This window comes from Lacibacterium aquatile, assembly GCF_042683105.1.
Taxonomy (GTDB): Bacteria; Pseudomonadota; Alphaproteobacteria; order Elsterales; family Elsteraceae; genus Lacibacterium; species Lacibacterium aquatile.
This window is the reverse complement of the sequence record NZ_JBHUIP010000016.1, coordinates 450234-470772: the sequence shown is the minus strand read 5'-3', so window position 1 is coordinate 470772 and position 20539 is coordinate 450234. Positions and strand designations below refer to the sequence as shown.

Sequence of the window (20539 nt, the reverse complement as noted above, 5' to 3'; positions counted from 1 at the left end):
GTTCAGGCAGCAGGCAGCGCTGGCTCTTCCGTGACCGGCAGGCGGCACACAACGCGGGTACCCTTACCGGGTTGCGAGGTCAGGTCGACCGTGCCGCCATGCAGCTCGATGATGCTTTTGACGAGGCTGAGTCCTAGGCCTGCCCCGGCGCTGCGGCCCCGGCGCTCGAACCGCTCGAACACGCGGTCCTTGTCCCCCGTGGCGATGCCGACACCGGTATCGGCCACAAACAGTTCGATGTAACCGTCTTCTACCGTTGCCCCCAGCGCTACTGCCCCACCCGGCTGCGTGAAGGTGCAGGCATTGGACAGCAGGTTGAACAGAGCCTGGCGCATGCGCTTGCCATCGGCAAAGACTTGAAGGTCACCCCCGCCGTTTTCCTGGGCGGGAATATCGAGGGTCAGGGCGAGATCGCGGGCGCGGGCTCGTTCGCGCACCAGCCCCAGCGTCGCCTCCAGCAGCGGCTGCACCGGCAGCATTTCGCGGTCGAGGACCATGTAACCCGCCTCGATGGTGGCGAGATCCAGGATATCGTTGATCAGCAGCAGCAGACGGCCCGAACTTTCCAGGATGCCATCGGTATATTCCCGCTGCCGCTCGTTGATCGGACCGAAATAGGCCTGGGACAGGATTTCCGCAAAGCCGATGATCGTATTGAGCGGCGTGCGCAGCTCGTACGAGACGTTGGCGATGAACTCGGTCTTGAGGCGATCGGCCTCTTCCAACGCGCGCGCGCGTTCCCGCAAGGCGGCTTCGGCCCGTGCACGGTCGGTGACATCCAGGCATAGGAAGAGCGTCGCGCCATCGGGCATCGGAACCCAGGTGAATTCCGTGTGCTGACCATCCAGGCGCACATCGACCCCGTGCCGCACCCGCCGCTGATCGATATCGGCAATCACCCGGTCGCGGGAAGCAGCCGCATCGTCGCCGGTGGTCATGCCGGTGCAATGTTCGATGATGGCATCCAGCGTCGGCTGTTCGGCCATCTTTTCTTCGCTGAGGCCCCAGGTCCGGCAGAAGGCAGGATTGAAGAGCGCGAGCCGCCGGTCGAGCCCGAAGAAGGCGACACCTTCGGCCAGGTTATCCAGCGTCTCGCGCTGGACCGCGATGGCGGTGTTGTAGTTGCGCTCCAGCACCAGCTTGTCGGTGACGTCGGCGTAGGTGAAGATCAATCCGCCGAACGGATGTGGCGCGATCCGGGTGTGCAGCGTCACCCCGGTCGGCAGATGAAGCAGGCTTTCGAGCGGCTCCACCAGATTTTCGAAATAGGAAAGCGTGCGGCGGCGGGCAACGGCCATATCCGCCTCGTCCGGCATCAGACGGCGCACCCGCAGATCATCATCCAGTTCCACGATGGACGGTTCGCGGGACACGATCTCGGGCGGCAACTGCCAGAGATCAAGGAAAGCGGTATTGGCATATTTCAGGCGGCGGTCGGGACCGAAGATGGCAATCGCCTGCCCAACCTGATTGAGAACTTCGTCCTGAGCTGCGATATGGCGCGACAGATCCGCCATCAGCCGCTCCGTTTCGGAAAGATCCGCCACCTGACAGGCGACGCCCTCGGGCACCGGGAAGGCAGTGATGGTCAGCGCCTTCGGCGTGCCGTCGACGATGACGGTCAGGCTTTCCACATGGGGACCGCGGGTGCGCAGCACGCGGCGCGCAAGCTCGGTCGCCGCCTCGGTCAGGGTGCCGTGTTTATCGCCATCGAGCAGGCGGAAGGAATTATTGGCAAAGCGGCGGGTCGATTGTTCATCGAACATCGCCAGCGGCGTCGAAAGCCCATCGAGCAGCTGACGGCGGCGCTCCATGCGCACTTCCATCGCCTTGAGACGCCTGCGCCATTGCCACATCACCCCCAGGAGCAGGAGGTAGCCCAGCGGCATGACAATGGTGAGGAGAATATTAGGCCAATTCATGATGCCGCCGAGAATAGAGGCTGGCCTGTAAACGACACAAGGGGGGACTAGTCCCCCCTTGTGCTTTAGTCACCGCTATTATTAGTAGCGATAATGTTCCGGCTTGTAGGGACCGGCTTCGGCGACGCCGATGTATTCGGCCTGGGCCTTGGTCATCTGGGTCAGCTTGGCGCCGACCTTGGCCAGATGCAGGGCTGCAACCTTTTCATCGAGGTGCTTGGGCAGGACGTAGACCTTGCGCTCGTACTTCGAGTGGTTCTGCCAAAGCTCGATCTGCGCCAGCACCTGGTTGGTGAAGCTGGCCGACATCACGAAGCTGGGGTGACCCGTACCGCAGCCGAGGTTAACCAGACGGCCTTCGGCCAGAACGATCAGGCGCTTGCCGTCCGGGAAGACGACTTCGTCAACCTGCGGCTTGACGTTTTCCCAGGTGTAGTTACGCAGGGCCGAGATCTGAATCTCGCTGTCGAAGTGACCGATGTTCGAGACGATGGCACGGTCCTTCATCACACGCATGTGATCAAGGGTCAGCACGTCGATATTGCCGGTCGCGGTGACGAAAATGTCGCCGATCGGGGCGGCTTCTTCCATGGTGACGACCTGATAGCCTTCCATCGCGGCCTGCAGCGCGCAGATGGGGTCGACTTCGGTGACCATGACGCGGGCGCCCTGGCTACGCAGCGAAGCAGCCGAGCCCTTGCCCACGTCGCCATAACCGGCAACGACGGCAACCTTACCGGCCATCATGACGTCGGTGGCGCGCTTGATGCCATCGACGAGCGATTCGCGGCAACCATAGAGATTGTCGAACTTCGACTTGGTGACGCTGTCGTTCACATTGATGGCCGGAACGGCGAGCTTGCCGGCGCGGGCCATTTCATAGAGGCGATGCACGCCCGTGGTGGTCTCTTCCGAGATGCCCTTGATGTCCTTCAGGAGCTCAGGGCGCTTTTCGTGCAGAACGAGGGTCAGATCGCCGCCGTCGTCCAGCACCATGTTCGGCTTCCAGCCGTTCGGACCATCAATGGTCTGGTCGATTGCCCACCAGAATTCCTCTTCCGACATGCCCTTCCAGGCGAAAACCGGGATACCGGCGGCGGCAATCGCGGCAGCGGCCTGATCCTGGGTCGAGAAGATGTTGCAGGACGACCAGCGGACTTCCGCGCCGAGAGCCGTCAGCGTCTCGATCAGCACGGCGGTCTGGATCGTCATATGCAGCGAACCGGCGATACGCGCGCCCTTCAGCGGCTGGGAAGCGCCGAATTCTTCGCGCAAGGCCATGAGGCCCGGCATTTCGGTTTCGGCAATGCGGATTTCCTTGCGGCCCCAGTCGGCCAGCGAGAAGTCCTTTACCTTATAGTCGCTGAAAGCGGTCATCACATGTCCTCTTCGAGATCGGCATCACAATATAAAGATACCTTTATATGTCGTCGGTATAGCCGATTCAAAACCCACTGGCAAGCGGCGGCATCTGGCATCCATACGCGGCTCGCGTTACAAGATTGCCCCTATGAGCACAATCTCTTCGCCCGACCCCACCGATAGCAGCCTCACCCCGATGATGTCGCATTACCTTGTGGTGAAGCAGCAGAATCCCGATTGTCTGCTCTTCTATCGCATGGGCGATTTCTACGAGATGTTCTTCGCCGACGCGGAACTCGCGGCCCGGGCGCTCGACATCACGCTGACCAAGCGCGGGAAATATCAGGACCAGGATATCCCGATGGCGGGCGTGCCGGTCCATGCGGCCGAGGCTTATCTCTCGCGCCTGATCCGCCAGGGCATCCGGGTTGCGGTTGCCGAGCAGATGGAAGACCCGGCCGAAGCCAAGAAGCGCGGCGGCAAATCCATGGTCCGGCGCGACGTGGTGCGCATCCTGACCCCCGGCACCTTGACGGAAGACACGCTGCTGGATGCGCGCCGCCATAACTGGCTGGCTGCGATCACCGAGACGGGTGGCCATATGGCGCTCGCCGCGCTCGACCTCTCGACGGGTCAGGTCCAGGCAGCGCCCGTGCGCCAGGGCGGCCTTGCCGCAGCCTTGCAGCGCCTGGAGCCGTCGGAAATCCTGGTGCCGGAGCGGCTGTTGCAGCTGGAGCATCTCTTCGAGATCTTCGCCGATTGGAAGGCCCAGCTCACGCCGCTGCCGACCGTCCGATTTGATCCGGACAATGCCAAGAAGCGCCTGGAGCAGGTCTATGGCGTCGGCACGCTGGACGGTTTCGGCGCCTTCAGCCGGGCCGAGATTTCGGCGACCGGCACCCTCATCGACTATGTGGATCTGACCCAGCGCGGCAAGCTGCCCCGCCTGTCCCCCCCCGTGCGTCTGGGCGAAAGCGGCATTCTGGAGATCGATGCCGCCACTGCCCGCAGCTTGGAGCTGACGCGGACGCTGTCGGGTGAGCGCAAAGGCAGCCTGCTGGCTTGTATCGACCGCACCGTGACCGGGGGCGGCGCCCGTCTGCTGCACGGCTGGCTGGTCGCCCCACTGACCGATATGGCCGCGATCCGCCGCCGCCAGGATATGCTGGCATTCTTCGCCGACCGCTCAACCGTCCGGGCTGGCGTGCGCGAGCGCCTGAAGGCTGCCCCCGATCTGGAGCGCCCGCTGTCGCGCCTTGCCCTGGGCCGGGGTGGTCCGCGCGATCTGGCTGCTATCCGCGATGGCTTGGCCGCCGCTGCTGACCTGCGCCTTGTTTTGACGGCACCGGATCTGAAGCCCCTGCCCGACGATCTGGCGACAACCCTCGATGCCCTGCGCCCGGAAACCGGCCTGATCGACCGTCTGAAGCGCGCCCTGGCCGAGGAACTGCCCCTGATGGCGCGCGATGGCGGCTTCATCGCCAAGGATTATGCGGTGGAGCTGGACCATCAGCTCTCGCTGCGCGATGACGCCCGACGCCATATCGCCGCCCTTCAGGCTCGTTACGTCAACGAAACGAATATCTCGACCCTGAAGATCAAACACAACAACATCATCGGCTATTATATCGAGGTCACGGCCCAGCACGCCGACAAGCTGGGCGAGCCCTTTATCCATCGTCAGACCCTGGCCGGTGCCGCCCGCTTCACCACGGTAGAACTGGCCGAGTTGGAGAGCGAAGTCTCCAAGGCACGCGACCGCGCGCTGGCGATGGAACTAAAGCTGTTCGAGGATCTGGTCGGTGAAGTGATGGCCCGGGCCGAAGTGGTGGTGGAAGCCGCCCGAGCGCTGGCGACCCTGGATGTGGTCGCGGCTCTGGCGGACCTCGCCATCGATTGCAATTACGCCCGGCCCATCGTTTCCGAGGATCGCGCTTTCGAGATTGTCGGCGGGCGCCATCCGGTGGTGGAGGCCATGCTACCCGAAGGGCCGAGCGCCTTTGTCGCCAATGGCTGCACCCTGTCCGATGGCCAGCTCTGGCTGCTGACCGGCCCCAATATGGCCGGTAAATCCACTTATCTGCGCCAGAATGCCCTGATCGTGCTGCTGGCCCAAATGGGCAGCTTCGTCCCGGCGGTCTCCGCCAAGGTTGGTATCGTGGACCGGCTGTTCAGCCGTGTCGGCGCCGCCGACGATCTGGCGCGCGGGCGATCCACCTTCATGGTCGAAATGGTCGAAACCGCCGCGATCCTGAATAATGCCACCGACCGCAGCCTCGTCATCCTGGACGAGATCGGGCGCGGCACCGCCACCTTCGACGGCCTCTCCATCGCCTGGGCCGCTGTCGAGCATCTGGTGGGCGTCAACCGTTGCCGCTCGCTGTTTGCCACCCATTACCACGAGCTGACCGCCCTCCAGGGCCGCCACGAGACCATCGCCTGCCATTCGATGCGGGTGAAGGAATGGCAGGGCAATGTCGTCTTCCTGCACGAGGTTGCCTCGGGTGCTGCCGACCGCTCCTACGGCATCCATGTGGCGCGTCTGGCGGGCCTACCCGCCGCCGCGATCACCCGTGCCGAAGAAGTGCTGGCCCTACTGGAAACCGGCGAACAGTCCAGCGCCCTCACCCGCCTTGCCGATGATCTGCCGCTGTTTGCCGCCGTCGTTCAGCGGACTTCGGTCGCGACACCGGCGGTGCAGGATAAGCTGCGCGACGCCCTGGCCGAGATCGACCCCGACGCCCTGACCCCGCGCGACGCCCTGGAGGCGCTCTATCGGCTGAAGAGCCTGAATTAGCAGAGGTTGTCATCCCGGCCTTGAGCCGGGATCCGGCCAATGGCAGAGACCAAACAACGACGTTAGAGGTCGGCCTCATCAGTCAGGCCAGATCCCGGCTCAAGGCCGGGATGACAGTGTTTTTTACCCTTCCACCCGTCGGGCTTCGGGGGCGCGGTCGGGCTGGGCGATATCCTCTTCGAACAGGGTGCGCAGTTCAGCCGCTGCCTCACGGGAGGTTTGCAGCACCTGCGCGTCGTCATCCCGCACCTCATACTGCTTCTTCAGAACCTTTTCGTCGTGGTTCCGGAACAGCTTGATCAGGCGGTGCGCCTCTTCGGCCTCATACCCCAGGCGCCCCAGCAGGGTTTCCGCCAACACCAGCGAGGAATAGAAGGTCTCGCGGATGATATGGTGGGCACCGGCATCCATCAGCTTGAACACATGCTGGCGGTTACGGGCGCGGGCGATCACGACAAGATGGGGAAAATGGTGGCGCACCAGTTCGACCGTCTGGATCGAGCTGTCGATATCATCGCCCGCCACCACGATAGCCTTGGCCGATCCGGCCCCCGCCGCCCGCAGCAGATCCATGCGGGTCGGGTCGCCGTAATAGACCTTGGCGCCGAACCGCCGCATGAAGTCGACCTGGGCCGCGCTATTTTCCAGCGCGGTGAAAGGGATACCCCGCACCGACAGCACACGGCCGACGATCTGCCCCATGCGCCCGAAGCCGCAGATGATCACTTCGGAATCGCCGTGCTGCGTATCGTCGATGGTGTCGTATTCGCGTTTGGTGGGCCGTTCGAACATCCGGCCGATCACCTTCTCGTTCAAGGTGAACAGCAGCGGCGTCAGGATCATCGACACGGTGACCGCGAGCACCAGGAAATCGCGGGTGCCCGCATCGATAACCCCTGCGCCCGCCACCACGGCGAACAGGACAAAGCCGAACTCGCCACCCTGGGACATGCTGAAGGACAGGCGCCGGGCGGACGGTCCCGTATGGCCCATCAAGCGGCCGAGGCCATAGAGCACCAGCCCCTTGGCCAGCATGATCGCCAGCACAAAGCCGATCAGGCGCAGCGGTTGATGCAGAATAAGCTGTAGGTCGGCCATCATGCCGACAGACAGGAAGAACAGCCCCAGCAGCAGCCCTTCGAACGGCTCGATATCTGCCTGGATTTCGTGACGATATTCGCTGTCGGCTAGGATGACCCCGCCCAGGAACGCCCCCAGCGACATGGAGAGGCCAACCGCATCGGCCAGCGCCGCCGTCGCCACCACCACCAGCAGCGCCATGGCGGTGAAGATTTCCTTGGCCTTGGCCGCTTCGATCAGGCGGAAGACCGGACGGATCAGATAGCGCCCGCCTAAGAACAGGACGGCGATGGCGGCAACCGCGCGGCCCACGGCAAGCCAGGGATTCTCAGCACTCATATGGGCTTCGAGGTCCTGCGCGCCCAGCAGCGGCAGCAGGGAAGCCATGGGGATGATGATGAGATCCTGGAACAGCAGGATCGCGAAACTGTCGCGGCCCATCTGGCTGGAGAGCTGCTTGTGTTCGGCCAGCATCGGCAGCACCAGCGCTGTCGAGGACAGCGCCAGGCCGCAGCCCGCAACCACCGCCACCTGCCAGGAGAAGCCGAAGAAATAACAGAGCGTGCCGATGGCCAGACCGCTCAGGGCGACCTGAGCGCTGCCCATGCCGAAGACGGCTTTGCGCATCAGCCACAGGCGCGACGGCTTCAGTTCCAGACCGATCAGGAACAGCAGCATGACCACGCCGAATTCGGAGACGTGGAGCATGGTGTCCACATCGCCGATCAGCTTGAACCCGCTTGGCCCGATCAACACCCCGGCCAGCAGATAGCCCAGAACAGCCCCCAAGCCGAAGCGTTTGGAGAGCGGGACGGCGACGACGGCGGCCACCAGGAGGATCAGGATTGTCGCGAGGTTCATAGCCGCGACACTAAGGGGTCACCAAGCCTCGAAGCAATCATAGTTACGCTGGCGCCAGATCAACTTGTCGCGATACTCCAGCACCACAGCGAATCGCGCCCGCATGGATCGATCTGCGGGCAATCCCGGCACCACCTGGGCAAGCCGTCCGGTCCAGCTGCATTCGATGATGACGGTCTGTCCGCACTCGTACAGATGATTGATTTCATAGCGCTGTTCCGCCATCAGCGCCGCGCCCTGCTGGGCAGCCTGACGCAGCTCGCCAAAGTCCCGGCGCGCACCCACGGCCAAGAGCCGGTTGGGATATTCTTCCTGGACGACATCGGGATGATAAAAGGCGAAAACCGCCTCCTGATCATCCGTCTCGATCGACGCCAGATAGGCCCGTGCCAAATCGCTCAAAGTCACGATCCGCATCCTTGAATTAACCAATTATTAAGGATGCGGATTAAAACAGCAGTTTGACGGTGTAGCAACAACGCAATGGTACAGTCAGCTCGCCAATGCCAACCGCCGACGCAGGCTCAGGCCCAGCCCTTTACCGAACATCACGAGGTTGCCGCCGAGCGCCAGCGTCAGGCCGAGCGCGGCTTCCCAGGTCCACACGTACCCTTCGAACAGGGTCGAGACGGTCAGTGCCACCAGCGGGAACAGCACCGTGGCGTAGGAGGCACGTGCCGGACCCCAACGGCCGACCAGCGCGAGATAGGCGACGAAACCAATGACGCTGCCGGGGATCGCCAGATAGATCAGCGCCCCGACATAGGCGGGCGACGGATCGAAATTCAGCGGCAGCCCGCGGACCAGGATAATGATGCTCAAGGCAACCACACCGCCCACCATGGCAAAGCCGGTGGTCGAGGGCAGATCGAGGCCCAGGCGCTGATGGCGCGCGGAGAGGAAATTCCCCAGCGAGAAGCAATAGGTTCCACCCAGGGCCAGCAGCAGCCCAATCCCGCCCTGGGGCGCGGTGCTCAAGGCCATCAGCGGTTCGGCGAACAGCAGCCCCAGGCCCGAAAGCCCCAGGGTGCCAGCCAATACCACCCGACCCGTCGGGCGCATACCCTGGAAGACCCAGCCGTTCACGGCGTTGAACAAGGTCGCCATCGCAAAGACGACCGACACCACGCCACTCGGCAACATGCCGGTCGCATAGTAGAAACAGAGGAAGTTGCAGCAGAAGAGACAGAGTCCCTGGGCGCCGACGCTGCCCCAATGTTTCATCGGCGGTGCCTTCAGACGCCCGCGCAGCGCCAGGATCGCCAGCAGGATCACAGCCGCCAGGGCAAAGCGATAAAGGATCGAGACCTCGGCCGCGACGGGCCCGCCCTGCAGCTTGATCGCGTACCAGGTGGTTCCCCAGATGAGGACAGTCAGAACAAACAGAAACGGCGCCATGGGGGTAAACCTTGCGAAGAAACAATCGGATCCGTTCCCTAGCGCGGCGGAGCAACCCGGCGCTATCGGGGTTTTGCGGGACTATCGAAATCTTGCGGTCTTCGGCTGCGGCCTCTTTGCGGGCGCGCGGTAACGGCCTAAGCTTCTGCCCATGGAAACGCGCCCGGTAGCCTTGGCTCTGTCGGACGTCGGGGCGGAACTGCGTCGGCAGGTCGACCTCGGCGGTGGGCTTGCTTTGGCCCATTGGCGTAATTTCCCGAACAGCCGCATCCTCTATCACGACCCCGGCCACCATACGATCAGCCTCTATCTCGACGGCACGGTCCGCCGGACCGATGCAGGCAATACGGGCATAGGATCAACCGGGGCCATCTGTCTTGTCCCGGCAGAAGGGGAAAGCGCCTGGCACACGATGACGGAGGTGCAGTTCTGCCACCTCTATATCTCGCGCGCCCGCTTTCAGCGCCTCGCGACCGAGATTTTCGACCGCGATGCCCGCACCCTGACCCTGCCGGATAAGAGCTTCGTCGCCGATCCGCTGGTGGCAGAGATCATCAATCGGGCGATCCTGCCGAACGACTGGTCCGACCGCACCAACCGGCTGCTGCTGGGTCAGGCGGCCGATCTGATCCTGACCGAGGTTTTGCGGAAAAACGGCCCGGTCCGCCAGAGCGGCCTCACTGTCGCCGGAGGCCTGGCACCCCATGTGCTGCGCCGCATCCGCGATCTGATCGAGATGGATCTGGCGGGCGATCTCAGCCTGGACCGGCTGGCAGCAGAGGCTGGACTAAGCCCCTATCACTTCGCGCGTATGTTCAAGACATCGACCGGCGAAACGCCCCATCGTTTCGTGCAGGAACGCCGCCTGATGGCCGCGCAGGAGCGTCTGCGGGAGGGTGGGGTTTCAGTCACGGAGGTCGGGCTGTCCTGCGGCTTCTCGACACCCGCCCATTTCGCCGCCAGCTTCAAGACCCGCTTCGGTATCAGCCCCTCGGCGATGCGGGGGTAGGTTCCTTTTGTGTCGGCCTACCGGGCTTCGCCCTACTTGAGGCCCTTTGTGTCGGCCTACCGGGCTTCGCCCTACTTGAGGCCGTTTGCGTCGGCCTACCGGGCTTTGCCCTACTTAAGACTGTCATCCCCGGACTTGATCCGGGGATCTCCATCCGTTGAGTGCTCTACGCGGTGTGGCCACACGAGATCCCAGGGTCAAGCCCTGGGATGACGGATCACTACATTAACGCGCCCTTGGCCGCTTCGATGAAGGCCTTCACCTTCGCCGGATCCTTGATGCCGTGTTTGGCTTCGGTGCCCGAGGCGACATCGACTCCGTAAGGTTTCACGGCCCGCACCCGGTCGGCCACATTCTCGACCGTCAAACCACCGGCCAGGATCAGGCGCCCGGTCGCGCTCAGGGCATCGATCGTCTCGGTATCGGCCAGATGGCCCGATCCGCCGTAATGCCCGGCAGCAGCGCCATCGGCCATAAAAGCAGCCGCCTGCCAGTCTTCAAGCTCGGCCAGGGGCGGCGGTTCGCGGAAGGCCTTGATCACCGGCATGGGTAGGCCGCGATAGTCGTCGGGCTTTTCATCCCCATGCAGCTGAACGGCACCGACGCCGGTCGCCTGCCAGAGGGCGACGAGATCGCGGGCGGGCATATTGACCGTCACCGCGACCGTCTGGATCAGAGGGGGTAGTTCGAGGCGGATCGCCCGCACCCCTTCGGCCGTCATGGCCCGCTTGCTGTCGGGCCAGACGATGAAGCCAAGGGCATCGGCCCCGAAACCTGCCGCTTCCAGGGCATCGCCCAGGCGCGTCAGGCCGCAGATCTTGACCCGAACAGGCACTCTGCGGGGTTAGGCGTCGAGGGTGGCGATATCGCCGACCAGCTCGCCGCCCAGTTCCACTTCCAGGCGACGATAGCGCACCTTGCCGACGATACGGCCGGTGGCGCGCACGGTCAGACGGTCGCGGACGACGATGTCGCCTTCATAACGACCGGCAATATCGGCGGTGTCGATTTCGGCGTTGCCCTTGAAATAGCCGCCATCGGCAATCTCGATAGCGCGGCCGCCAACCAGCGTTGCCTCGACCTTGCCTTCAACCGCGAGGATATCGCAGGAGTTGATCTCGCCCGACAGCGAGATGTCCTTGCCGACGGTCAGACGCTTGCCTTCCGCATTCTCCGGCTTGGCACCGCCCAGCATGGGCATGTTGGGGATGGCCACCCGACGCGGGGACTGCGTGGTGCCGCTGACGGCAGGCATGGCTGCAGCGCTGGGAGTCGGGTATTCGGGCATGCGTCGGGGTCCTTCAGAACGAGGCGTCAGGGTCGGTTGCGGGGCGGGCGGCACGGCAGGCGTGCTCGCGATAGGCGCGCTTTCCGGCTTGGAAAGCTGCGGCCCATCGGTCCCCGGCAACGAAAGGGTGGGTTCATCGGTCGAGACGGACTCGGCCTCAGACGTCGGGTCTGATTTCTTCTTACGACGGAACATGGCCAATAGAATCTCTACACGAGGGAAGCCGGCGCACTATGCCACCCCATCCCCGCAGCATCAATGCTTCCCATATCGATGCTACGCATATGATCCGGGGCCAACGCCCCGGACCTCCTGGAAGGGGGATCGGATCAGAGACCTTCCCAGCGTCCGCTGTCGGCTGAACGGAAGAGGGCATCGATGACTTTCATGTTCAGGACTGCGTCGCCGATCGGATAGGCCAGCGGCTCCACGCCCCGGATCGCCCGCACAAAAGCATCGCCCTGGTTCAGATAAGGATCGGAAGGCGGAAACTCCTCGACCTTGATACCGGCACCATAAAGATCGCTACCATCATCGATCAGGATGCGTGTCGGTTTGGTGGGATCGGCATTGAAGGGCACCGGCACCTCCAGGCGCCCCTTGTCGCCCATGACCACGGCCCGCTGATAGGGCACGACCTGGGTCGAGCAGGTGAAGGTCAATTGACGGTTGTCGGGGAAGGCGAGCATGCCGCTGGTCAGACGGTCGACCTTAGTCACCGGGTCACGATCCATCAGGGCAACCACCCGTGTCGGTTCGGCCCCGAACACGTAGCGCGAGGTCGCAACCGCATAACAGCCGATGTCGTAAAGACCGCCGCCGCCGATATCGGCCATGTTGCGCACATTGGTCGGGTCGGTGAGGTGATAGGCGAAATGCACATTCATCGACCGCACGATGCCCAGCGCCCCGCCCTGCACCAGCTCGCGGGCTCGGATCCATTGCGGGTGATGGCGGACCATGAAGGCTTCCGCGCAGATCTTGCCGGTCCGCGCCTGAGCCGCCACCAGGGCCGACGCCTCGTCGGCGGTCAGCGCAATCGGCTTTTCGCACAGCACATGTTTGCCCGCCTCCATCGCCTGCACCGTCAGCGGCACATGCAGATGGTTGGGCAGCGGGTTATAGACGGCTTCGATCTCGGGATCGGCCAGCATCTCCTCATAGGAGCCATAGCTCTTGGGGATACCCAGGTCGGCTGCCGTCGCCCTGGCCCGCTCCGCATCGCGCGATGCCAGACCATGGATCTTGCCGAGCGCACTTCGTTGCATAGCCGGAATGACTTTCAGGCGCGCGATTTTCGCTGCCCCCAGAACACCCCACAGCACCGGCTTTTCTGCCATTTTTTCCTCCCCTGAAATCTGAGAGCGCTACCATGCCCCATTAGCGGCAGATGCGGTAGCCTCCCATGTCGAGATGAAAGTGGTTCGCGTGGGCGGCATTATAATCCGGCCCCAGGGTCACATTGAAGAAACGACAGGCGCCGTCGCGCAGATCGCGCAGGAAAGCAGCCTTATCGCCCCCGCCTTTCCAGTCGCTTAAGACCGAGATCCTGCGCCCATCCGCCAGCACGAAGCCCGCGATATCGAGGGCATTGGCCGAGGCATGTTCGCTGAGGCGATCCCGCCCGGCAATCGAGCGGCAGGCAAAGGAGCCGAGATGCTCCACCCGCACCACCCGTTGCCCGAAATGCCGCAAAGCCGCCGGTTGCAGGGCATGGCGCTCGAAGGCACCCCAGGCAGTGGCCACGGCACAGGTGGCGGTATAGGGCGATGAGAAAGCGACATCTGACCCCGTGACCCGCACGGTTGCCAGCAGAGGACAGTCGCCCGTGGTGCGGTCGGGAAGCGGGCTGGCTTTGAGGGCGGTGGTTTTGAGAGCGACCAGACATTGCGGAAAATCGGCCCGGAGGCGTGCCAGCTTCAGGCGCGTTAGGACACCCGGCTCCTCCCGCGCATCGAAATTGGCCCAGGGGTTATAGCGGTTAGGGATGCTGACCCGGCCCGAGACCAGCACACCTGCCGCAATCATCAGGAGCAGCAGGAGGATCAACAGAATCCAGCGCCTCACTCCCATGCAGGCAGACCCGGTACCGGCGGCCCGCCGCGTTCATGCATCCGCGCCATCAAAACGCGCGCATTATCCGGCGCATGCAGCTTGTCGGTATTATCGAAGAACAGAAAGACCGGCCGCTTTGCAGGGCTCAAGCCGCCGCCGATGAAATCCCCGTCCGTCATTTCTTCCCCGCCCGCCCAGGCCGCCACCCGCTCTTCCCAGCGGTCGAGATCCTTTGTCTCATAACCGCTGCGATAAAGCTCGGTCCTGCCATGCAGGCGGCAATAGATGAAATCCGATGTCAGATCCATCAGGCGCGGCCATTCCACCCTGTCGGCGAGGACCAAAGCCAGCTCGTGTTTCTTCAGAAGATCGATGAAGGATGCGTCGCGGAAACTCTCGTGGCGGATCTCGATGGCATGGCGCAGACGACGGTGACGGTCGGTCTTCAGCCAGACGTCCTTGAGCGAACTTTTGCCCGCCGCATGGGAAGCCTCTTCGGTGTCGCGCGGCAGCATCTGGAAAAACGCCGCCATACGCTCCGAATCGAAGCGGAAACTCGGGGGGAATTGCCAGAGGATCGGCCCCAGCTTGCCTGCCAGGCGCAAAGGCCCCGAGGCCAGGAAATTGGCCAATAGCTCCGCTGGATCCTTTAATCTATTCTCATGGGTGATGGCGCGCGGCGCCTTCAGGGTGAAGGTGAAATCATCCGGCGTCTCCTCGGCCCAGCGCGCATAGCTGGCGGGTTTCTGCAGACCATAGAAGGTGCCGTTCACCTCGATCACCCGGAAGGCGCGGCTGGCATAGGCAAGCTCGCGCCGCTGGACGAGGCCCTTGGGATAGAAATGGCCGCGCCACGGCTTATAAGTCCAACCGGAAATTCCGATCCGGATGTCGGCCAGTTTTGACATGCATCATTCTCCCCCTGTCCCGCCGATGGTAAAACCAGCCGCAACCGCGAGGTTCCGCCGGCAGTATAGGGGCAGAGGCGCGAGGTTCCGTCGCACCCGGCGTCCTGGGATGGCAGACGGCTCGCAATTCAGGACCAGACACTCCATATTGCGGGCAACTTTAGGATAAAAGACGTCTATGCATCGTTTCGCCAATCCCGCCCGCTTCTTGAGAATTGCGGGACGAGTCCGCCCGGTTGCCGGGCTGATTGCGATCCTGACGCTACTGCCCGGCCTCTATTTTGCCCTGCTGGCCTCGCCCCCCGACTATCAGCAGGGGGAGACGGTGCGGATCATGTATATCCACGTGCCGTCGGCTTGGCTGGCCATGGCGGGCTACAGCACCCTGGCAGTGGCCAGTGCGGTTGCCCTGGTCTGGCGCCATCCTGTGGCAGAGCTCGCCGCCCGCTCCGCCGCGCCTATCGGTGCCGCCTTCACCCTGCTGTGCCTTGTCACCGGATCGCTTTGGGGCAAGCCGATGTGGGGGACATGGTGGGTGTGGGACGCCCGGCTGACGTCGGTGCTGGTGCTGTTTTTCCTCTATCTCGGCTATATGGCGCTGGCCGATGCCTTCGACGATCCCGAGCGCGGGGGCCGGGCCGCTGGCCTGCTGGCGGTGGTCGGGGCGGTGAATGTGCCGATCATCAAATTCTCGGTCGATTGGTGGAACACCCTGCATCAGCCCGCTTCGGTCATGAAGTTGGGCGGCCCGTCGATCCATCCCGATATGCTGCTGCCGCTCGCCCTGATGGCCGTCGGCTTTTCGGCTCTCTTCGCCTGGCTGCTGCTGCGGAACATCGAAAGCGCCCTCCTGGAGCGCAAGCTGCGGATGGCCGAGCTGGCAGGACTGGACCTCGCACGATGAGCGCGTTTTTTGCCATGGGCGGCTACGCCGCCTTCGTCTGGCCGACCTATGGGCTGGCCGCCGCGCTGATCGTCGGCCTGATCGTCTGGACCCACCGCCGTCATGCCCGCGCTGTGAAAGCCGTCGCCGAACTCGATGCCCGCCGACCTGCCCGCGCCCGCAAGGGAGCCGTCTGATGCGCAGCCGTAAACAGCGCCGCCTCTATGTCCTGCTGCTGGGCCTGGGCGCCCTTGGGGTCGCCACTGCCCTGATCCTGGCGGCCTTTTCGGACAATCTCGTCTTCTTCCATACGCCCAGTGATATAGCGGCAGGCAAGGTAAAGCTGGAGCGGACATTCCGTCTGGGCGGCCTCGTCGAAACGGGATCGGTCGTCAAGGCGGCGGACGGTCTGTCGGTTACCTTCCGCGTGACGGACGGCGGCAGCACTCTGCCGGTCAGCTACAAAGGCGTCCTGCCGGATCTTTTCCGCGAGGGGCAGGGCGTCGTGGCATTGGGGCGCCTGAATGAGGGTAGCAGCTTCGTTGCCACCGAGATCCTGGCCAAACACGACGAAAACTACATGCCCAAGGAACTGACCGACGCCATCAAGAAGCAGGGTCAGTGGAAGGAAGGAACTCAGAAATGATCGTCGAAGCCGGTCATTTTGTCCTGATCCTGGCGGCCTTCATCACCATGGTGCAGGTGATCCTGCCGCTGTGGGGCGCGGCGCGCGGCGACCGGTTCCTGATGGCCTTCGGGACGCCCGCCTCCATCGGTCAGGCGGTCTGCTGCCTGCTGGCTTTCGCGGCCCTGATGCATGCCTATCTGACCTCCGACTTTTCGGTCGTCAATGTGGTGGAGAACAGCCATCAGGCCAAGCCGCTGCTCTATAAGATCAGCGGCGTCTGGGGGAATCACGAAGGCTCGCTGCTGCTCTGGATCACCGTCATGGCCCTGTTCGGCGCCGCGGTCGGCCTGTTCGGACGCCGCCTGCCCGATAGTCTGAAGGCGCGCGTGCTGGGTATCCAGGCCCTGGTTGCCCTGGGCTTCTACGGCTTTATCCTTTTCACCTCGAACCCGTTCGAGCGCGTATTCCCGCCCCCCATCGAAGGGCGTGGCCTCAATCCGCTGCTGCAGGACCCCGGCCTCGCCTTTCATCCGCCGATGCTCTACCTCGGCTATGTCGGTTTCTCGCTGACCTTCAGCTTTGCCATCGCGGCCCTGCTGGAGCGGCGCGTCGATCCGGCCTGGGCGCGCTGGGTACGGCCCTGGACGCTGGCGGCCTGGGCGATGTTGACCGGCGGCATCGCGCTCGGCTCCTGGTGGGCCTATTACGAGCTGGGCTGGGGCGGCTGGTGGTTCTGGGACCCGGTTGAAAACGCCTCGCTGATGCCCTGGCTGTCGGGGACCGCGCTGCTGCATTCCGCCATCGTGGTCGAGAAGCGCGACGCCCTGAAGCGCTGGACCATCCTGCTGGCCGTGATCACCTTCGCCTTCAGCCTGATGGGTACTTTCCTGGTGCGGTCGGGCGTTATCACCTCGGTCCATGCCTTCGCCGTCGATCCCACCCGCGGCTCCTATATCCTGATCCTGATGGTGCTGGTGGTCGGCGGGGCGCTGGCCCTCTATGCCCGGCGGGCCGCAGATTTGGAGCCCGGCGGGCTGTTTGCCCCCATCAGCCGCGAAGGCGCCCTGATCCTCAATAACGTCCTGCTGGCAACAGCGCTGGCAACCGTGCTGCTCGGCACCCTCTATCCGATGATCCTGCAGGCCCTGGACGCAGGCGCGGTCTCGGTCGGCACGCCCTATTATCAGGCGACGTTTGTGCCGCTGGTAACGCCGCTGCTGCTGCTGATGGCCGCCGGGCCGCTGATGGCCTGGAAGCGCGCGGATCTTCGCGGGGTCCTATCGCGCCTCAAGATGGCGATTCTGCTCACCGCCCTAGGGCTTGCCGCCACTTGGGCAATCAAAAGCGACGGGCCGATGATGGCGCCGCTCGGCTTCGCCCTCGGCCTCTGGCTGATTTTCGGGTCGCTGACCGATATCGCCGAACGCATCAACCTCGGCAGCTTCAAGCCCGCCGTCATCCTGGCCCGCGCCGGTCGCCTGCCCGCCAGCGCCATCGGCGCCGCTCTGGCCCACGCCGGCCTCGGCGTGTCGGTCCTAGGTATGGTCGGCACCCTCTGGCAAGCCGAAACCATCCAGGCCGTTCCCATCAGCGGCAAGATCGATATCGCCGGATACCGGCTGGAGCTGCTGGATGTCGAGGCCGCAGCAGGCCCGAACTATCAGGCAGCGCGCGCGACAGTGAAGGTCATGCGGAACGGTAAGGATATCGCCTTCCTGCATCCCGAGCGCCGCCGCTTTGCGAGCCCGCCGATGGTGACGACCGAAGCCGCGATCCGCACCAATATCATCAGCGATCTTTATGTCGTGCTGGGCGAAGCGCCGCCGGGAGCGCAGACCGTTCCCCTGCGCGTCTATCACAATCCGCTGGCGCCCTTCATCTGGCTCGGCGCGTTGGTGATGGTGCTGGGCGCGGGTTGTTCGCTGGCCGACCGGCGTCTGCGCGTCGGCGCACCAAAACGGGGGGCATCCGCTTTGGCCGTGGGGCAAAGAGCATGAATATCCGCACCTGGACCATATTGCCGCTGCTGGTTTTCCTTGGCATCGCCGGTTGGTACGGCTTCGGCCTGATGCTGAACGACGATGATCGTGCCCTGCCCTCGCAGCTGATCGACCGGCCGGTCCCCGACCTCGCCCTGCCGCCGTTGCGTGAAGGCGATGAGATCGTGAAAGCGGCCGATATTGTAGCCCTGGCCAAGCGCGGCCCGCTGCTGGTCAATGTCTTTGCGTCCTGGTGTCTGCCTTGCCGGGCCGAACATCCGCTGCTGATGGAATTGCAGCAGCAGGGCGTGAAGCTGATCGGCATCAACCAGCGCGATAAACCGGAAGATGCGAAAACCTTCCTGAAGGCGCTGGGCGACCCCTATACCTGGATCGCGACGGATCGCGACGGTCGTGCCTCCATCGAATGGGGTGTCTATGGCGTGCCGGAGACCTTTGTGATCGACCGCACCGGCCGCATCCGCCATCGCCACGTCGGCCCCATGGACCGCGCTGTGCTGGACAAGACCATCCTTCCCCTGCTGCGCAGCCTTGCCGCCTCATGAAGCGCCTGCTGATTCTGCTGGCGCTGATCGCCACGCCCGCCCTTGGCGTGCAACCGGACGAGGTTCTGAAAGATCCTCTGCTGGAGACACGCGCGCGCAGCCTGTCCAAGGAGTTGCGCTGCCTCGTCTGCCAGAATGAAAGCATCGACGACAGCAACGCCGACCTTGCCCGTGCCCTGCGCCTGCTGGTGCGCGAGCGGCTTGTAGCCGGTGACACCGATAGCGCCGTGCTGGCCTATGTCCAGGACCGTTACGGCGATTTCGTGCTGCTGCGGCCCCCGGTGAAAGGCGCCACGGCCGTGCTCTGGTTCGGACCGCCGCTGTTGCTGGCGGGTCTTCTCGGTGGGCTCTACCTCGCCAGCCGCCGCCGCAGGACCGAGGCGCCGAAGCCTTTAAGTGCGGATGAAAAGGCGCGTCTCGACGCGCTTGATAAGGATATTTCCTGATGGTTTGGCTGGGTTTCCTGGCACTTGCCGCCGCCGCCCTGCTGCTGCTGGCAACCCCGGTCTTCCGCCGCCCCGGCAAAGGCAGCGAGGATGGGCGGCTGGCGGTCTATCGCGATCAGTTGCGCGAGGTCGAACGCGAAGCGGCGGCCGGACGTCTGGCCCCGACCGAAGCGACGGCGGCCAAGCTTGAGATTCAGCGCCGCATGCTGGCCGTCGACCGCCAGCAGCGCTCGGAAGCAGGCTGGAGCGGGCGGCGCGCGGTTCTGGTGCCGGTGGCCTGCCTGGTTCTGGCCGGGCCTCTGGGCGTTTATCTGTCGCTGGGCACCCCCGGCATGCCGGATATCCCGCTCTCCAGCCGAGCGGAGGAAACCGGCGAACTGCGCGAACTGGATCAGGCGATTGCCGCCCTGCGCGAACGGCTGGCCCGTGATTGGGAAGATGCAGGTGCGATGGCAAAACTGGCCCAAGCGCTCGCCCTACGCGGCCAGGGGGAAGAAGCCCTGGAACGTCTGGCCGAGGCCCGTCGCCATCTGCCCCTGCGATCCGATCTTGCATCCCTGCAAGGCGATCTGTTGACCCGCCAAGCCGACGGGCTGGTAACGGCCCAGGCCAAGCTTTCGTTCGAAGATGCCTTGAAGAACGATCCGTCGGATGCCCGCGCCCGCTATAATCTGGCGCTGGCCCGTGAACAGTCCGGCGATCCCACCGGAGCCTTGAGCGACCTCGAAACTCTGGGCCGTTCCGCGCCCGCTGGGGCATCCTGGTATCCCCGAGTGGCCGAAAAGGCCCGCGCGCTTGCCACCAGCCTCGGTCGCGATCCGGCCAGCCTTGATATCGCTCCGCGCGGACCCGACGCCGCCGGAATGGCTGGAATGGCGACTTTGAGCGACGAACAGCGCTCCGCTGCCATCAAGGGCATGGTCGACAACCTATCCGCCCGCCTGGAAAATGACCCCAACGACATCGATGGATGGTTGCGTCTGGCGCGGGCCAGGGGTGTGCTGGGCGATGGTCTAGGCGCCACCCAGGCGCTGGCCGCAGCCGCAGAGCGGGCGCCGGGCCGCGTCGATGTGCAGCTTGCCTATGCCCGCGCGCTGCTGCCCGCCCAAATGGGCAACGCGCCCTTGACCCCGCAAGCAATTGAAATATATGGCCGAGTCTTAGCTCTCGATCCGGACCAGCCTGAAGCCCTCTGGTTCGGAGGTGTCGCCGCTTTGGAAAGCGGGGCGCCAGAAAAAGCGCGCACCCTTTGGCAGAAACTTAAGGAATTCTTACCAACCGAGGCACCCGAAGCCAAAACCATCGACCGCGCTTTACTTTCACTTCCCCGGAAATGATTTGCTAATATTTTCAGGAT

19 protein-coding genes are annotated in these 20539 nt (G+C 63.9%); 9 read left to right on the top strand and 10 right to left on the bottom strand.

The features are described 5' to 3' along the window. Window positions 1-2: 2 nt before the first annotated feature. Both ACFSM5_RS21830 and ahcY read right to left on the bottom strand, forming a co-directional pair. Entirely contained in the window at window positions 3-1922 is a 1920-nt protein-coding gene (locus tag ACFSM5_RS21830; RefSeq protein WP_379879023.1) for a sensor histidine kinase, read from the bottom strand. Window positions 1923-2003: 81 nt separating this feature from the next. Next, a complete protein-coding gene (ahcY, locus tag ACFSM5_RS21825) occupies window positions 2004-3299 on the bottom strand; it encodes an adenosylhomocysteinase (RefSeq protein ID WP_379879021.1) in 1296 nt (431 codons plus the stop codon). Window positions 3300-3432: 133 nt separating this feature from the next. On the opposite strand from ahcY, the gene mutS reads away from it, so the two are divergent. Next, on the top strand, window positions 3433-6081 hold the full coding sequence (mutS, locus tag ACFSM5_RS21820) for a DNA mismatch repair protein MutS (RefSeq protein WP_379879019.1): 2649 nt from the start codon (window positions 3433-3435) through the stop codon (window positions 6079-6081). Window positions 6082-6204: 123 nt separating this feature from the next. On the opposite strand, the gene ACFSM5_RS21815 is transcribed toward mutS, so the two are convergent. The 3 genes from ACFSM5_RS21815 to ACFSM5_RS21805 all read right to left on the bottom strand — a co-directional run bounded on the left by ACFSM5_RS21815 (window position 6205) and on the right by ACFSM5_RS21805 (window position 9420). Next, window positions 6205-8022 carry a monovalent cation:proton antiporter-2 (CPA2) family protein gene (locus tag ACFSM5_RS21815; protein WP_379879017.1) on the bottom strand — a complete coding sequence of 606 codons (1818 nt, stop codon included), beginning with the start codon at window positions 8020-8022 and terminating at the stop codon, window positions 6205-6207. An 18-nt stretch (window positions 8023-8040) separates the two neighbouring features. Further along, on the bottom strand, window positions 8041-8430 hold the full coding sequence (locus ACFSM5_RS21810; protein ID WP_379879015.1) for a nuclear transport factor 2 family protein: 390 nt from the start codon (window positions 8428-8430) through the stop codon (window positions 8041-8043). Between the two features lie 84 nt (window positions 8431-8514). Further along, window positions 8515-9420 (bottom strand): DMT family transporter, encoded by a 906-nt coding sequence (locus ACFSM5_RS21805; protein ID WP_379879013.1) that lies wholly within the window; start codon window positions 9418-9420, stop codon window positions 8515-8517. A gap of 151 nt (window positions 9421-9571) precedes the next feature. Here ACFSM5_RS21805 and ACFSM5_RS21800 point away from each other — a divergent pair, with 151 nt between their 5' ends. Beyond that, window positions 9572-10429 (top strand): helix-turn-helix domain-containing protein, encoded by an 858-nt coding sequence (locus ACFSM5_RS21800; protein ID WP_379879011.1) that lies wholly within the window; start codon window positions 9572-9574, stop codon window positions 10427-10429. Between the two features lie 220 nt (window positions 10430-10649). Here the strand turns inward: ACFSM5_RS21800 and ACFSM5_RS21795 are convergent, their stop codons facing one another. From ACFSM5_RS21795 to ACFSM5_RS21775, 5 genes are all read right to left on the bottom strand, one after another. Further along, window positions 10650-11264, bottom strand: a complete 615-nt coding sequence (locus tag ACFSM5_RS21795; protein WP_379879009.1) for a phosphoribosylanthranilate isomerase — start codon at window positions 11262-11264, stop codon at window positions 10650-10652. Between the two features lie 9 nt (window positions 11265-11273). Then, window positions 11274-11912, bottom strand: a complete 639-nt coding sequence (locus ACFSM5_RS21790) for a bactofilin family protein (protein ID WP_379879007.1) — start codon at window positions 11910-11912, stop codon at window positions 11274-11276. Window positions 11913-12046: 134 nt separating this feature from the next. Next, window positions 12047-13057 (bottom strand): Gfo/Idh/MocA family protein, encoded by a 1011-nt coding sequence (locus ACFSM5_RS21785; RefSeq protein ID WP_379879005.1) that lies wholly within the window; start codon window positions 13055-13057, stop codon window positions 12047-12049. Between the two features lie 40 nt (window positions 13058-13097). Beyond that, window positions 13098-13766 carry an extensin-like domain-containing protein gene (locus tag ACFSM5_RS21780; protein WP_379879003.1) on the bottom strand — a complete coding sequence of 223 codons (669 nt, stop codon included), beginning with the start codon at window positions 13764-13766 and terminating at the stop codon, window positions 13098-13100. A gap of 14 nt (window positions 13767-13780) precedes the next feature. Beyond that, window positions 13781-14680: a DUF72 domain-containing protein gene (locus ACFSM5_RS21775; protein ID WP_379879001.1), complete on the bottom strand. Its 900-nt coding sequence runs from the start codon at window positions 14678-14680 to the stop codon at window positions 13781-13783. Between the two features lie 178 nt (window positions 14681-14858). Here ACFSM5_RS21775 and ACFSM5_RS21770 point away from each other — a divergent pair, with 178 nt between their 5' ends. Genes ACFSM5_RS21770 through ccmI form a run of 7 tightly spaced genes read left to right on the top strand, consistent with a single transcriptional unit; the run spans window position 14859 to window position 20519 of the window. Then, window positions 14859-15584 carry a heme ABC transporter permease gene (locus ACFSM5_RS21770; RefSeq protein ID WP_379878999.1) on the top strand — a complete coding sequence of 242 codons (726 nt, stop codon included), beginning with the start codon at window positions 14859-14861 and terminating at the stop codon, window positions 15582-15584. Further along, entirely contained in the window at window positions 15581-15760 is a 180-nt protein-coding gene (gene ccmD, locus ACFSM5_RS21765; RefSeq protein ID WP_379878997.1) for a heme exporter protein CcmD, read from the top strand. The genes ACFSM5_RS21770 and ccmD overlap by 4 nt, the downstream gene beginning before the upstream one ends. After that, the gene (gene ccmE / locus ACFSM5_RS21760) at window positions 15760-16209 is read left to right on the top strand and encodes a cytochrome c maturation protein CcmE (RefSeq protein ID WP_379878995.1); all 450 of its coding nucleotides are present in this window, start codon (window positions 15760-15762) and stop codon (window positions 16207-16209) included. The genes ccmD and ccmE overlap by 1 nt, the downstream gene beginning before the upstream one ends. Beyond that, on the top strand, window positions 16206-18188 hold the full coding sequence (locus ACFSM5_RS21755; RefSeq protein ID WP_379878993.1) for a heme lyase CcmF/NrfE family subunit: 1983 nt from the start codon (window positions 16206-16208) through the stop codon (window positions 18186-18188). Before ccmE ends, ACFSM5_RS21755 begins: the two co-directional genes overlap by 4 nt. Continuing rightward, window positions 18185-18736 carry a DsbE family thiol:disulfide interchange protein gene (locus ACFSM5_RS21750; protein WP_379878991.1) on the top strand — a complete coding sequence of 184 codons (552 nt, stop codon included), beginning with the start codon at window positions 18185-18187 and terminating at the stop codon, window positions 18734-18736. The genes ACFSM5_RS21755 and ACFSM5_RS21750 overlap by 4 nt, the downstream gene beginning before the upstream one ends. Further along, window positions 18733-19182, top strand: a complete 450-nt coding sequence (locus tag ACFSM5_RS21745) for a cytochrome c-type biogenesis protein (protein WP_379878989.1) — start codon at window positions 18733-18735, stop codon at window positions 19180-19182. The genes ACFSM5_RS21750 and ACFSM5_RS21745 overlap by 4 nt, the downstream gene beginning before the upstream one ends. Beyond that, window positions 19182-20519 carry a c-type cytochrome biogenesis protein CcmI gene (gene ccmI / locus ACFSM5_RS21740; RefSeq protein ID WP_379878987.1) on the top strand — a complete coding sequence of 446 codons (1338 nt, stop codon included), beginning with the start codon at window positions 19182-19184 and terminating at the stop codon, window positions 20517-20519. The genes ACFSM5_RS21745 and ccmI overlap by 1 nt, the downstream gene beginning before the upstream one ends. The last annotated feature ends 20 nt before the right edge of the window (window positions 20520-20539 follow it).